Here is a 14,108-nt window from a genome sequence, read left to right as displayed (position 1 = left end):
CTGTTGACCTTGTATTCATTGTTTACGCATTTTCCGAAAAATATTCCATTCACAGCCAAAAACGTGGCATGAAAGTAAAAAGATAAAGGCTGGAGAAATGAGACGCTAACTCTCTCTTCTCCAGCCTTTCTATTCAAATACGTATACTTTGGGTTTCGGTAGGCTAACATGATGATAGGCAAATGGAAAGGAGTGGATCCAGGTGGATACACGAATGACGGCCGACGATGTGATCGTCCGGATCAAATCGATGCATGATCGCGGCGAATCGCTAAACAAAAAGAGTGTGAAAAAATCACACCCCGAGTTGATGCAAAGCGCATTATACTATTATCCGAGCTGGGATCATGCGCTGGAACGGACCGGAGTCCGAGCTTAGCGAACCTGCACCGCTTCGAGAGAGCTGACTTTGCGTTCGACGCGTTTGAGTCTGCTCTTTTTTTGTCCATAGCTCATCTTGACTTTTTCGATTTGCGAAAAGTTTATAAAAACATCAAGCCTTTGGCTCAACGCTATCACTTCCTCATCGACAAAGCTGTTTCTTTCTGACGCCAACCGAGCCATTTGTTTACGCAGCATTTCGATCATATCATCCAGTTTACTGTCCATTTCTCCATAAAACTCCATTCTGCAGCCTTCTGCACATCACTTCATGGTCATTATACGACGACGCCCTCGTAAATTTTGTCACTTCTAGTCGAACTATTATTACAATTCTATGACATTTTTGATACCGCTTACGAGACAAAATCATAGCTTTATGCTATCAAAAAAAGCTGATGCCTCGATTGCGAGACATCAGCTTTTGGATTCGATCTTATTGGCTTAGGCCAGCTCAGGAATAAGGGCGAGCACCAGTGAAACGAACTTTCCTTTGACCCGTTCCGTCGTTTCGATAACCTCGTCGTGGGACAACGGTTGATCCAAAATGCCCGACGCCATATTGCTGATGCAAGAAATGCCCAGTACCTCGATGCCGGCATGCCGCGCAACGATGACCTCCGACACGGTGGACATGCCGACGGCGTCCGCGCCCAATACGCGCAGCATGCGGATTTCGGCCGGCGTTTCGTACGTCGGGCCCAGCAAGCCAACGTAAACGCCTTCCTGCAGAGGTACCGCTTTGTCCGCAGCTACTCGTTTCGCCACGGCGCGCAGCCTGCGGCTGTAAGCCTCGGACATATCCTGAAAACGCGGGCCGAGCGTGCTGTCGTTAGGCCCGATCAGAGGGTTGCGGGCCGTCAAATTGATATGGTCGCTGATCAGCATCAAATCGCCCGGAGCATAGGACGTGTTGATACCGCCCGCAGCGTTCGTCACGAGCAGCGTTCGGACGCCCAGCTCCTTCATGACCCTGACGGGGAACGTCACGACATCGACGTCATACCCCTCATATGCATGAAATCTGCCCTTCATCAGCACGACGGGGATTCCGGCAATATCGCCGAGCAGCAGTTCCCCTGCATGTCCCTCCACGGTGGATACGGGAAAATGGGGGATATCCCCGTAATGGATGGTCACGGCATTGTCGATCGAGTCCGCAATAATGCCTAATCCCGAGCCCAGAATAAGCCCGATCCGCGGTTTGACTTGCGACTGCGCTTGAATGTACGCCGCCGCTTCTTGAATATATTGAACCGTTGTTGTCATACGTCGCTCTCCTTAATTCCTCATGAATGAAGTTCATTTAAAAAGCTCGTTCCGATCGCGGGCGGCTCCAGGTTGAAATTATTCGCAATCGTGGCGCCTACATCGGCGAACGTACGCCTTACCCCGAGCGTTGCACCTCCGCGAAGCGATGGGCTCCAGACGAGCAGCGGCACATATTCGCGCGTATGGTCGGTGCCCGCATGCGTCGGATCGTTTCCGTGGTCCGCGGTAATGACGAGAAGGTCGCGGCCGCCGATCTGCTCCATCAGCTCCGGCAGCGCCAAATCAAACGCCTCGAGCGCCCGCGCATAACCGACGGGATCCCGGCGATGGCCGTACAATGAGTCGAAATCGACCAGATTCGTAAATAACAATCCGCGGAACGATTCCTTCATGCCATCGATCGTCCGGCGAATGCCTTCCTCGTTGCTCTTGGTCGGCAGCGCTCGCGTAACCCCTTCGCCGGAATAGATATCGTTGATTTTGCCTATGGCAATGCAATCAAGCCCCGCTTCCTTCACCCGGTTCATCACGGTCGGCTTCGGAGGCTTCAACGCGTAATCGTGGCGGTTGGGCGTGCGTGTGAAAGCCCCGGGCTTCCCGACGTAAGGCCTGGCGATGACGCGGCCAACCGTAAATTCAGGCTCCAGCGTCAGCTTGCGCGCAATTTCGCATGCCCGGTACAACTCGTCCAGCGGGATGATCTCCTCGTGAGCAGCCAATTGAAATACGCTGTCCACCGACGTGTAGACGATCCAGGCGCCGGTCCGCATTTGCTCCTCGCCGAATTCCTCGATAATTTCGGTACCCGATGCCGGCTTGTTGCCGATGACGGGGCGCCCGGTTTCGCGTTCGAACCGTTCGATCAAGGCTGGCGGAAACCCTTCCGGATACGTATGGAACGGCGTCTCGATTTGGAGCCCCATCAGCTCCCAATGCCCGGTCATCGTATCTTTGCCGACAGATACCTCCGCCATCTTGCCGTAATAGGCCAAGGGCCGCTCCGCAGCATCAATGCGATCCAAATCTGCGATATTTCCGAGCCCGAGCCGCTCCAAATTCGGCAAGCGGATATCCGGAACTTGGCGGCAAATCGCTCCCAGCGTGTGCGCGCCGACATCGCCGAACCGCGCAGCATCCGGCAGTTCGCCGATCCCGACGCTATCCAGCACGATTAAACATATGCGATCAAATGGCACTCCGGTTCCTCCGTTCTTATTCCAGCTTGGCGCGGGGATGCGCCGATTCGTACACGTCCTTCATGCGTAGTTTCGTAACCTGCGTGTACATTTGTGTCGTGGAAATGTCGGCATGGCCGAGCATCTCCTGGACGGCGCGCAAATCGGCGCCGTTCTCCAGCAAATGCGCCGCGAAGGAATGCCGAAGCGTGTGGGGCGTTATATCTTCTTCAATTCCCGCTTCGCGAGCGTATTTTTTAATGATTTTCCAGAAGCCCTGCCGTGTCAAACGAGTACCTGCCGGATTGATGAACAAAGCCCGTTCGGCGTCATGCTCCGTCTTTTTCAACAATACAGCCCGAATCGAACCCATGTAAACTCTTAGCGCCTCGACGGCTACTTTACCGAGCGGGATGATGCGTTCCTTAAGCCCTTGTCCGCTGCAGCGGATAAATCCGATATCCAAATTGATATCTTCCGTATCCAGCGATACAAGCTCCGATACGCGAATGCCGGTAGCATACAGCAGCTCGAGCATCGCTTTATCCCGGATACCGAATGGGGTCGTTCCGGAAGGTGCGTCAAGCAGCCGGCCGACTTCATCGATCGGCATGATTTTGGGCAGCTTCTTCTCCGCTTTGGGCAGTTCAAGATAAAGGGTCGGATCCTGCGTGACGCGTTGTTCTCGGATCAGGTAATGATAGAAGGAACGGATCGATACAATCCCGCGCGTGACCGTTGCAGCCGCTTTGCCGGAGAGACGCAAATTATGGATATACTGCATCAAATGGGTTTTGCTTGATTGCTCGATCGAAGTGATGCCTTGCATGTCCAAATATTTGATATAATGAGCGACGTCGCGTTCATAGGATTCCAGCGTATTCCGCGTCAGGCCGCGTTCTGATGAGAGAAACTGAATGAATGCTCGCAGAAGGTTCAACATGTCGAATTTGTCTGCCTCTCTAATGTTCGGATATATTTCCGCTTATAGTATTCAACGCGTTTTCCGGAATTCCTGCACCGCTGGGATTTATTGGCGATTATTCACCTCATTCTCCGAACCAGTAAAAATAAATCAGCCGCTCAAGCGGCGTCCCCCGTTCGCCGAATGCATAAGGCTCTTGCCGGAACGCCTTGACCGCATTTCCCGACGGATGATTGTAGCGATGCGTCGGTTCCATCCAGGATGAAACCGCCTCGATGATCTGATACATCATATACGTCAAAGCAATAAAAATCACGATATATTTCAACCGGGTCATCCATTTGCGCACAGAAAAAATCATCGGCTCACCTCCAAAGGCAGTCGCCCTGGGACAACCACCTGATGTTATATGAGTATGAGCCGACGGTTCATATTATTCGATCGCCGCCCCTATCCGCCAAGAGGCGAATAAGGCAACCCTACCGCTTCCGCGACGGCAGGATGCGTAACAGCGCCTTGATGCGTGTTCACGCCAAGCTTCAGAGGCGCATTGCTTGCGATCGCTGCCTGAAATCCTTTCCCCGCCAACTCCATGGCGTAAGGCAAGGTCACATTCGTCAAGGCGAGCGTCGAGGTGCGAGGTACGGCTCCCGGCATGTTGGCGACGGCATAATGGATAACGCCGTATTTTTCGTAGGTCGGTTCCGTGTGGGTAGTTACCCGGTCTATCGTCGCAATGGAGCCGCCCTGGTCTACGGCGACGTCCACGATGACCGCGCCTTTTTTCATTTCCTGCACCATCTCTTCGCTGACCAGCTTCGGCGCACGGGCGCCGGGAATGAGCACGGAGCCGATCAATAGATCCGCCTTTTGGACGGCGCTGGCAATATTGTAAGGGTTCGACATCAAGGTGCGGATACGTCCCCCGAAAACTTCGTCCAAATAACGCAATCGGTCCGCGCTCCGGTCGATGACGACCACGTTCGCCCCAAGCCCGAGAGCCATTCGCGCCGCGTTGGTACCGACGATTCCGCCTCCGATAATGATGACGTCCGCGGGAGGAACGCCGGGAACGCCGCCAAGCAGGATGCCGCGACCTCCGTAATAAGCGCCAAGAAACTGGGCGCCGATCTGTACGGACATCCGCCCAGCCACCTCGCTCATCGGTGTGAGCAGCGGAAGCGACCCGTTCGGCATTTGAATCGTTTCATAGGCGATGCCCGTTACTTTTTTGGCGACAAGCTCTTTGGCCAATTCAGGTGCCGCAGCCAAATGCAAATACGTGAACAGAAGCTGGTTTTCCCGGAATCGGCCGAACTCCTCGGGCAGCGGCTCCTTCACTTTCATGATCATATCGGATTGCGCCCAAACTTGATCCGCCTCCGCCATTATCTCGGCGCCTTCCTTGGCGAACTGCTCGTCGTTGAATCCGCTCCCTTCCCCTGCTCCTGCTTCAACAAGCACGCGATGTCCCGCCGTTTTCATCATTCCTGCTCCCCCGGGGGTGAGCGCGATTCGATTTTCATTGTTTTTGATTTCTTTCGGAACGCCTACGACAAAAGGCCGCTTTTCCATAACAACCCCGCCTTTCCTGCTATAATATAAGCTTCATTCCATTAAATTGTCCCAATTCGGAATCATCTAACCGAAATAGCATGACCGGACGCCTGAGATACCGAGGTCCGGTTCATCACCATTCTGAAACGCCTACATATAATGGTAGTCATATGCACAAAGCCCCGGAGGGATAATCCATGGCTATACCGCTTCACAAAATATTGTCAACCTACGTTAAACCGAAACCGTCCAGTACGACGGCACGGAAATTGATTGTCATGAAAAATCGGACTTGTTACCGCAACGTGGTTTCTCAATTGCGCAAGCTAGGCATTAAGCCGGTCAGAACCGTTCAATCGGCGCATGCGGTCTGCTGTCATATCGAAAACTCGCACGATTTGGAGCCGTTAGCGAATCATCCGATGGTCGCAAGAATCGAACACGATCACAAGGTGAGAGCGCATGGTGCACATGAAGATCAGGTGCCGCTCGTTAGCGCGATGCTCTCCCCGTCGATTGCGCCGCGCGCGGTCATTCATGCCGCCCCCCGCAAAACAAGGAGGCTCAAAAAAAAGTACCCGCACGGCCGCCGCAAAGCCATTTTCGCGAAAAGACAGCCCATCTCATGGAATCTTCTGCGCATCAAAGCGCCGAATGTATGGGGCCGCTCCAAAGGAGGCGGCGTTCGCGTCGCGATTCTAGATACGGGCATCGCCAAAAATCCGGATCTGCGCATCGCCGGCGGCTATAATGCAATCAACCGCAAGCTGCCTCCCGCCGATCGGAACGGGCATGGCACGCACGTGGCCGGTATCGCAGCCGCGCTGGACAATGCCAAAGGCATCGTCGGCGTCGGTCCGCGCATTAAGCTGTATGCGGTGAAAGTGCTGGACCGCAATGGAGAAGGCTATGTATCGAACATCATCGAAGGACTGGACTGGTGTATCCGCAACAACATGCAAATCGTCAACATGAGCTTTGGCTTTCAAGGCGACAACGAGTTGTTCCACCAAATGATCAAAAAAGCGCATGACAAAGGAATCGTGCTCATCGCTTCCGCCGGCAACAGCGGATCGAATCAGCCTCAATTGGATGCTCCCGCCAAATATAACGAGACGATCGCCGTCGCCGCTTCAACGATCGACAACCGAATCGCCGAATTCAGCAGCCGCGGTTCTGACGTCGATATAGCGGCGCCGGGCGTCAATATATTGTCGACCTACCTGAACGGCGGCTACAAAAGGTTATCCGGTACATCGATGGCCGCACCGCACGTGACCGGGTGCGTCGCCCTGCTGCTCCGGCTAAAGCATTCGCTTCGCCCGGCCGCGGTCAAATCGCTGCTCCAATCGACGGCTCAGCCGCTTCCCGGTTTCACCCCGAACGATGAAGGCTCCGGTATCGTCAACGTTTATAAAGCCGCAACCTCCATCACGGGCAATGTCGTTAGGGCGGCCGAGCAAACTGCCGGAAGCGATACGGTTTCGGAGAAGGGAATATCGGAGCCCATACAATCCCCCGTTCAACAAACGGAAAACTATGCGGATCGATGGACAAAGCTTAGCCACCTGGCGGATCGGCTTTGGAGCGAAAACAGTTCAAGCATGAATCCGCCGGTTTATCCGTTGTTTGCGCCATATATGGAAGGCAGGACACGATGGCCTGGCACAACAGATAATCGTCCGGATTTCACCACGGGTACCCACGCGAGCCGGAACCGAAGCCGAAGCTCGCGCTCGGAGCGGACAGACGATGCGGAAGATCAAGTCCAAACCTCCACCCGGCAGCGCCGGAGCAAACGGTCGCAGCGGGCATCCAATGAATAAAGGCAGCGATTTCGCTGCCTCCATCAGACTTTACGCAAAAACTCTCCGGCAACGATTAACGTTACCGGAGAGTTTGTTGTTGTTGGGATATATTTATTCGGTTGATTCCGGCTTCACTTTGTCTCTGCACCGGTGGCAAATGCCTTGGAAGTCCAGCCGGTGATCCAATACCGAAAATTGATATTCGAGCTCAAGACGTTCCTCGAGCGGTCCAAGCCAATCCTCCATAATCTCGTCCATCGCCCCGCACTGCACGCATATCAAATGATGGTGATGGTGCTTGTTGCTGTCCGTGCGCAAATCGTAACGCGCAACGCCGTCTCCGAAATTCATTTTTTCCACGACATGCAGTTCGCTTAGCAATTCCAACGTACGATAAACGGTAGCAAGACCGATTTCGGGCGCTTTTTCCTTGACGAGCATGAATACATCTTCCGCGCTGAGGTGATCTTCTTCGTTCTCCAGCAACACTCGAACGGTCGCTTCACGCTGCGGGGTCAACTTGTATCCTTGCGATTGCAACTGTTGCTTGATTTTATCGATCCGTGCTTCCATTCTCTCCCTCCTGCATCGAAAGCTTGCCGGTTCCGTCACTTGCTTTCATTATAGGGGGAGTTGTTCGATAAAGTCAAACAATTATGATAGACGCTAGAAGGATGCCCGCATCGCGGACACGATCTCGCTTGCATTCGTAAGCACAGGCGTCACCCACCGCATCATCTCCGGAGATACGTACGCTTCGAACAATGCCGCTCCCAGCAAAATCATCGCCATGGAAACCGTGATCAGGGAGTAGGAAATAAGCGGCTGCTTCAAGGAACCGTTCCGCTGCAAAAACCTGTTGCGGATCAGAAACAGCGAGAAGGATAAGGCCGCGACGGAGCAAATCGTTAATGCGGGAATCACAATCAAATTATGGGGAGCGACCGAAACGAGCGAGAACAAGACGCCGTCCCACGATAGCTGGCCCGCCAAATAACCGACCGCAAAGCCGACGAGCGCCCCCTTCAGGAAGCTGAGGCCCATAATGATCGGCATGCCGACGACCGAAAGCCCGAGCACCCAAATGAATGCAATCCATTTCAGATGCATCGCCGCCAACTGACCGAACGCCGCTTGCGGATCGGCCGTCCCGCCCTGATCGATCGCCAGAAAATAGCTGCCGACATATTGGCTTAAATCCTCTTTCTGCTCCAGCGTCAGGGCGCCTACGATCAGTGCCCCGAAAACGGCTCCCATCACAAACAATACCGATACGAAAATGTAAAGCGATACATGCTCTTTCATATATTGACGCAACGATCCATTGCCGCCGTTCACAGCCGAGCCTCCTCCCTTGTCCATCTTACTATCAAACGTATGAACAAAAGGAGGAAACTATGTCCGTCAGTGTTTACGCATCACTTTGCCGTACGTGCCGCCTCCGCCCGTCTGCAATGCAAGCAAGCCCTTCCGGGCCTGTACGATATACTCGGCGAGCTGATCGCCGGCCGCTGCCGAGAGCTGCTCTTGCGAAACGCGGTGCAGCAAATTCATTTCCGTGCCGAACTCGTCGATCAGCCGCTGCAGCGTTTTTTTGCCGAAGCCGGGGATGAACTCGAGCGGCACCTGCACGTGATACGGCGGACGATCCGGAGCAACCACAGGCTGAGCGCGATCGCCGATCGCCTGGATGCGGTCCAGCACGCCGCGGACGATCTTGAGACTGCCGCAGTTCGAGCAGCGCTGCACCGTGATGGCGGCTTCATCCAGCAGTGAGTCGCATTGCGTACAATAGGTGCGATGATACTTGCCAAGGCGCGGATCCAATCCGTAATTCGCGACGACAGCCCGATCGTTTCGGCCGGATAGCGCAGAAACGACCTCTTCGAAGCTCGGCGACGCCAACCGCATAATGTTGTACTCTCGCCCGATTTTGGCTAGCGAATGCGCATCCGAGTTGGTAACGAACGTATAGCGGTCCAATTCGGAGATATAGCCGGCCATCTCGGTGTCGGCGCTTAGGCCAAGCTCAACGGCTGCAATGCCGTCAAGATCGAGCAAATCGGATAGCCGATCCGAACAGCTGCCGTAGACGCTTTTATGCGGCGTGAAAATGTGTGCGGGAATCAGAACGCCGCCGCGGCCTAGAACTTCCTGCTGCAGCACCCTCGCCGGCACATAAATGCGCTGCGAGCTTAGCGTCACATTTTTCATATGACGACTCATCCAGCTCGTAAACTCCCGCATGCTTTCCAAGGTTGGCAAGTACGCAAGCAGATGCGCCGGTCCCAACCCGGGATCGCGCACTTCGATTTCGCTCCCCAGCAGAACGGTTGTATGACCGTACTGGATGCCGCCCCCTTGCAGCTCCTTCATTTCGCCGCGATCGAGATAATGATCGATTTCCTTTTGGACGGCCGGCGACTGGCAGTCGATGATCCCTACGATGTCGATGCCTTTCCGTTCGGAAGCTTCCTTCGCGATGTTGTAGAACGTCAGATCGCGGCTGGCGCTGATTTTGACCGGCTGTCCTTGCTCTGTCCTCCCGATGTGGATGTGCAAATCGACGACATAATCATTCATGTCAAATCTGGCCCGTTAACCGGTATACCTGCCATGCATAAACGGCCGTTATCGTCTTCGCATCGCTGATGCGGCCCTCGGCGATATATTGCTTGGCTTGGTCCAGCGTAATGGCTTCGCACTCCAGGAACTCGTCTTCATCGGGATTCGCCGTTCCGGAAGTCAGTTCCTCCGCAACGTACAGATGCAAAATTTCATCTGCGAAGCCCGGCGACGTATAGAAGGAGCACACATGCTTGATCGACCCGCAGCGGTACCCCGTTTCCTCTTCAAGCTCCCGCAAGGCGGCTTCCATCGGGTCTTCCCCTTTCTCCAGCTTGCCCGCCGGTATTTCGACCTGGCTTTTCTCAAGCGGCTTGCGGTATTGCTCGACAACGATCATCTTGTCGTCGCCGGTCAGCGCCATAACCGCTACCGCGCCAGGGTGCCTGACGATCTCGCGAGTCGCCGTGCTTCCGTTCGGCAACCGGACGGTATCGACTTGCAAGGAAATGATTTTTCCGTTAAAAATCGGTTCGCTTTGTATCGTAATCTCTTCGAATTTGCGGTGTTGAACGGTCATGATCGTGATCTCTCCCTTTTTTGTTCATACGAATGAATGAATAGGATTGCTATACAAGATGAATATTTCAATTCCTAAATGCATAACTTGTCCAAACAGCTCATAGCAGTATTATATATCAATTCGCTCGTTACCCCAAGGAGGGCAAATTTATGAAAAGCTATATGACCGATCATCAAGTCCGTCTCGTCGGCAAAGCATGGCAAATCCGCCATATGCTGCGGCAATGGCAAAATCGTTCGGCGGATGGCGATGTCACGCTTGCTCATTTTCTGGAGAAAAACGGCGTCTCGTCCACTCCAGCCAATAATGTTGTGCCGCTGCGGCTACACCGGCAAAAAAAGCAGCGTCTTCATGGACCGTCCTCCCCATTGTCGTAATCGGAGCGCCGTACAATCGATGACTCGCCGTCAATTCGGCACTGCGAATCCCCTCGATCCATTCGATCTTATGAAGGTGAATCGACGGGGAGCCCGTTTCCAACTGTTTTCGAATCATTTTGGACTGCTGTTCCGGCAGCGAAGCGGGAAGCGTCAAAACCGCTTGTCTGACCGCTACCGTCGACAGCGCCGTCAAGACGTGATGGCTGAGACCGCGATGACGCTCGCGCCCGTCGGCAAAGCTGATGCGCGGAATAACCGTCGGTTTCCCTTGAAGAGACGAAACCGCATTGACAAGCTCGCCGACCTCAACACCGGTATGCCCTAATGCCGTTCCGGTTCCTGCTATGCCAGGTCCCATGAGGGCAACGATCACATCCGCATGCAAAATATGCTTAGCGGCAAGCAGCGCCGTATACTTATTCACGGTTTCAACATCGCCGCCATAGGCATGGCCGTACGTAACCGTTCCCGCCAGCCAGCCCAGCTTCTTCAGACGATGGACATGCTCGCTCCAGGCGATCGGCAGCGCGGCTCCGTCGCTCATGACATAAGCGATGCGCGGGAGTTGAATCCGTCCGCCCTTCAACTGCTGCTTATGCCGCAACCAGCATATCCATGCGGGCAGCATGCTGTGCAGCTCCCCGATCATGACAGGCACGCCTTCCAGCGTGCTCGGGCGTACGAACAGATCGTGATGCGGACTGCCTTCCTCTTCAGCGGCTTTCACCGCACGCTGCAGCGGCGTATAACGAAGCTTCATGATGGTTCCGGCTGAAGAAAGCCGCGAATCCTCTATGCGTTGTTCCTCTGTAATGGGCGCTTTTTCCCTATCAAGCTCGTTAGCATGTTCGGAAGCATGTTCGGAAGCATGTTCGAAAGTTTGTTCAGGAGCACATTCAGAAGCATGTTCAGCAGCACATTCAGAAGCATGTTCAGTAGAATTTTCAAAATTAGGCTCTCCGTCACATTCGCTTGCTCTCTCCCCAGTTTGACAAAGCCTCTCCGTCAGCGCATATACAAAGTGATATCCGCCGCTTCCCAGCTTCCGGTTGACCGCGGTCGCATTCAGCTTCACCCGATCCCCGATCCGAAGCATTCGAGATATCGTCAGATCATGAACGGCTTTGGCGATCGTCCCGTCATGATCCATTTTCACTTCAAGCCATTGCAGTTCGCCCCGCAGAGCCAGTTGCCCGCACACGACTCCCGTGCTCCATTCAAACATGATGCGTCCTACCTCCTTGCGTTACGTTCTCCGCTTCTATGCTCATACCTATATGCCCGTAAATCCAATCGTATGAAGATCATTTACAGAAAATACACAATTCCAGCCTTCCGGCCGTTGCAAAGCGATTCCAGAATCGATATGATAATAACAGACCGGACGGTCAGTTTATAAGAAAAACACTGTCTAATGCCAAAGGAGTGTCGCGTATGGCACGCCGCCGCGAAGAAGCTGAGCAAACGAAGCGGCTCATTACCGACAAAGCGATGGAGCTGTTCTCGCAGAAGGGCTACGCGGCTACCTCGATGGAAGAAATCCGCACCAGCACCGGAATGAGCAAAGGCAGCATCTATTACCATTTCAAGAGTAAAGAAGCTTTGTTCTTGCACCTGCTTCATATCAATATGCAGAACTGGATCGACAAATGGGAGCTGCTGTCCCGTGAAGCGCCATCGACAACGGAAAAGCTGTACGCGCTTGCCGACCATTTTGCGTCCGATTTTCAAAATCCGCTCATTAAAGCCGCCGAAGAATTTATCGGCAGCCGCGCCGCCAATCCGGAAGTGATGGAACAATTGATGAAGCTGACGTTAACGCCGCTGCCTGTCGTAAAATCCATCATCGACGAAGGGCAGGAAAAAGGCGATCTGCTGGTCGATAATGCGGACGACTTGACCTTGATCGTCTACGCATTGATGGGTGGTCTAGGCATCACGCAAGATACGATGGATTTCGAATCGATCCGGGCGTTATACCGCAAGGCGATCGATATATTTTTGCGAGGTGCCGCTGTTCAAACTTGATTTAACGAAAAAATTTGACCCCCTATTGCTATGACCAGGGAGCCATTTTTTTCGCTCCAATAACTGACTCGTCGGTCAGTTATAGATGGCAATTTTCAAGGGAGGCACACTCGTAATAGTTCTGAAGGCACGCAATAAAACAACATTTTTCTGGCATCATTAACTGACTGAACGGTCGGTTTGGTGTACAAGGAGGTCGGCTTTATGCAAGGTTTATGGAAAAACCGTGTGTTTCGCGTTGTCGTTGCCGCCGATTTGGTGCAACAAATTGCAATTTGGATTCGCAATATCGCTTTATTGTTCTACGTCATGGATCAAACGGGCAACGACCCGGTCGCCGTATCCCTGCTGACAGCTATCGAATATGCGCCGATTTTCCTTTTTTCATTCGTGGGCGGGACGCTTGCCGACCGATGGAACCCGAAAAAAACGCTGATGGCGGGCGACTTGCTGAGCGCAGCCTCCATCGCCGTAATCATCGTTCTGGTATCGATGGGCAACTGGCAGGCGGTATTCGCCGCCACGTTCGTGTCCGCCATCGTCAGCCAGGTCTCCTTGCCCTCCTCCGCGATTATTTTCAAAAAATTCATTCCGGAGGAGCAGGTTTCCGCAGCCATCGGCATTGAGCAATCGATGATGTCGCTATTCGTGATCGCCGGGCCTATCATCGGAACAGCCGTTTATACATGGATTGGACTCAGCAATTCGTTATTATGTTTATGTGCAATGTTTCTCCTGTCCGCGCTGATCCAGCTGTGGCTCCCTTCGACCCCGAAGCCGGAAGCCGCGGCTTCGAACCTATGGTCCGAAATGAAGGAAGGGTTTCGTTATGTGCGCGCCAGCCGGAATTTGCTCGTCATCGCCGTCGTCTTTTCCTTGATCGGCCTTGGATCTGGAATCATTCAACCATTGAGCGTATACGTCCTGATGGAGCGGCTCGGCTTGGAAAAGGAAAGCCTGCAATGGTTCAGCGCATTAGGCGGGTTCGGCATGTTGGTCGGCGGCGTCGCTGCCGCAGCCGTTGCCGATCGGCTGAAGGCGAAACCCGTTTTATTCGCCGGACTCTGTTTTTTGGCGGTATCGACCGTCGTTGAAGTATTATCCGTCTGGATCGCGTTAACGGCCGCCATGGGCTTGCTTGTCGGCATTGCAATGGCGTTTATGCAAATTGTGTTGAGCGCATTAATGATCCGTCTTGTCGACGATTCTTATATCGGCCGCACGAACGGCGCGATAACGCCGCTAATGACCGCCGGCATGCTGATCGGTTCGTCGCTCTCGGGTGTCATCGTCCAGTCATTTACGCTCACGACCGCTTATTTCGTCTCCGCCGCGATCATTTTGGCCGCCGCCTGCTGCGGGTTAGGATTACAAGCGATCAAGTCCCAGGAGCAAAAGATTCCCAAAATTGACCAAGCCGTGTAAACTAAAATA

Annotated in this window: 15 protein-coding genes and 1 pseudogene; 5 read left to right on the top strand and 11 right to left on the bottom strand. The window is 53.6% G+C overall.

The genetic code is table 11. The features are described from left to right. The first annotated feature begins 202 nt into the window (after positions 1-202). Positions 203-379, top strand: a complete 177-nt coding sequence (locus AC0LWM_RS12630) for a hypothetical protein (RefSeq protein ID WP_474675298.1) — start codon at positions 203-205, stop codon at positions 377-379. On the opposite strand, the gene AC0LWM_RS12625 is transcribed toward AC0LWM_RS12630, so the two are convergent. The 6 genes from AC0LWM_RS12625 to ald all read right to left on the bottom strand — a co-directional run bounded on the left by AC0LWM_RS12625 (position 376) and on the right by ald (position 5,328). Further along, on the bottom strand, positions 376-627 hold the full coding sequence (locus AC0LWM_RS12625; protein WP_474675297.1) for an aspartyl-phosphate phosphatase Spo0E family protein: 252 nt from the start codon (positions 625-627) through the stop codon (positions 376-378). The genes AC0LWM_RS12630 and AC0LWM_RS12625 overlap by 4 nt on opposite strands. Positions 628-825: 198 nt before the next feature. Beyond that, positions 826-1,650, bottom strand: coding sequence for a purine-nucleoside phosphorylase (locus tag AC0LWM_RS12620; protein WP_474675296.1), 825 nt, complete (start codon positions 1,648-1,650; stop codon positions 826-828). A gap of 20 nt (positions 1,651-1,670) precedes the next feature. Beyond that, on the bottom strand, positions 1,671-2,849 hold the full coding sequence (deoB, locus tag AC0LWM_RS12615; RefSeq protein ID WP_474675295.1) for a phosphopentomutase: 1,179 nt from the start codon (positions 2,847-2,849) through the stop codon (positions 1,671-1,673). A gap of 16 nt (positions 2,850-2,865) precedes the next feature. After that, positions 2,866-3,771, bottom strand: coding sequence for a site-specific tyrosine recombinase XerD (gene xerD / locus AC0LWM_RS12610; protein ID WP_474675294.1), 906 nt, complete (start codon positions 3,769-3,771; stop codon positions 2,866-2,868). Positions 3,772-3,877: 106 nt separating this feature from the next. Next, a complete protein-coding gene (locus tag AC0LWM_RS12605) occupies positions 3,878-4,114 on the bottom strand; it encodes a DUF4227 family protein (RefSeq protein WP_474675293.1) in 237 nt (78 codons plus the stop codon). Positions 4,115-4,203: 89 nt separating this feature from the next. Then, positions 4,204-5,328 carry an alanine dehydrogenase gene (gene ald, locus AC0LWM_RS12600; protein WP_474675292.1) on the bottom strand — a complete coding sequence of 375 codons (1,125 nt, stop codon included), beginning with the start codon at positions 5,326-5,328 and terminating at the stop codon, positions 4,204-4,206. Between the two features lie 179 nt (positions 5,329-5,507). On the opposite strand from ald, the gene AC0LWM_RS12595 reads away from it, so the two are divergent. Further along, positions 5,508-7,136, top strand: coding sequence for a S8 family peptidase (locus AC0LWM_RS12595; RefSeq protein ID WP_474675291.1), 1,629 nt, complete (start codon positions 5,508-5,510; stop codon positions 7,134-7,136). Positions 7,137-7,229: 93 nt separating this feature from the next. On the opposite strand, the gene fur is transcribed toward AC0LWM_RS12595, so the two are convergent. From fur to AC0LWM_RS12575, 4 genes are all read right to left on the bottom strand, one after another. After that, entirely contained in the window at positions 7,230-7,691 is a 462-nt protein-coding gene (gene fur, locus AC0LWM_RS12590; protein WP_474675290.1) for a ferric iron uptake transcriptional regulator, read from the bottom strand. A 93-nt stretch (positions 7,692-7,784) separates the two neighbouring features. Beyond that, positions 7,785-8,456, bottom strand: coding sequence for a stage II sporulation protein M (gene spoIIM / locus AC0LWM_RS12585; RefSeq protein ID WP_474675289.1), 672 nt, complete (start codon positions 8,454-8,456; stop codon positions 7,785-7,787). Between the two features lie 66 nt (positions 8,457-8,522). Then, a complete protein-coding gene (locus AC0LWM_RS12580; protein WP_474675288.1) occupies positions 8,523-9,701 on the bottom strand; it encodes an endonuclease Q family protein in 1,179 nt (392 codons plus the stop codon). 1 nt (position 9,702) lies between these two features. Beyond that, positions 9,703-10,263: an NUDIX hydrolase gene (locus AC0LWM_RS12575; protein ID WP_474675287.1), complete on the bottom strand. Its 561-nt coding sequence runs from the start codon at positions 10,261-10,263 to the stop codon at positions 9,703-9,705. A gap of 152 nt (positions 10,264-10,415) precedes the next feature. Here AC0LWM_RS12575 and mciZ point away from each other — a divergent pair. Beyond that, positions 10,416-10,493 (top strand): annotated as a pseudogene (gene mciZ, locus AC0LWM_RS12570) (Z-ring formation inhibitor MciZ); the annotation flags it as partial. Positions 10,494-10,518: 25 nt separating this feature from the next. Here the strand turns inward: mciZ and AC0LWM_RS12565 are convergent. Continuing rightward, on the bottom strand, positions 10,519-11,871 hold the full coding sequence (locus tag AC0LWM_RS12565) for a DUF3866 family protein (RefSeq protein WP_474675286.1): 1,353 nt from the start codon (positions 11,869-11,871) through the stop codon (positions 10,519-10,521). A 209-nt stretch (positions 11,872-12,080) separates the two neighbouring features. Between AC0LWM_RS12565 and AC0LWM_RS12560 the strand changes: the two genes are divergently transcribed. Together AC0LWM_RS12560 and AC0LWM_RS12555 are read left to right on the top strand one after the other, a co-directional pair. Beyond that, on the top strand, positions 12,081-12,674 hold the full coding sequence (locus AC0LWM_RS12560) for a TetR/AcrR family transcriptional regulator (RefSeq protein ID WP_474675285.1): 594 nt from the start codon (positions 12,081-12,083) through the stop codon (positions 12,672-12,674). A 204-nt stretch (positions 12,675-12,878) separates the two neighbouring features. Then, positions 12,879-14,099, top strand: a complete 1,221-nt coding sequence (locus tag AC0LWM_RS12555; RefSeq protein ID WP_474675284.1) for an MFS transporter — start codon at positions 12,879-12,881, stop codon at positions 14,097-14,099. The last annotated feature ends 9 nt before the right edge of the window (positions 14,100-14,108 follow it).

The organism is Paenibacillus sp. sgz302148 (assembly GCF_056120465.1).
This window is presented reverse-complemented; position numbering and strand designations above follow the sequence as displayed.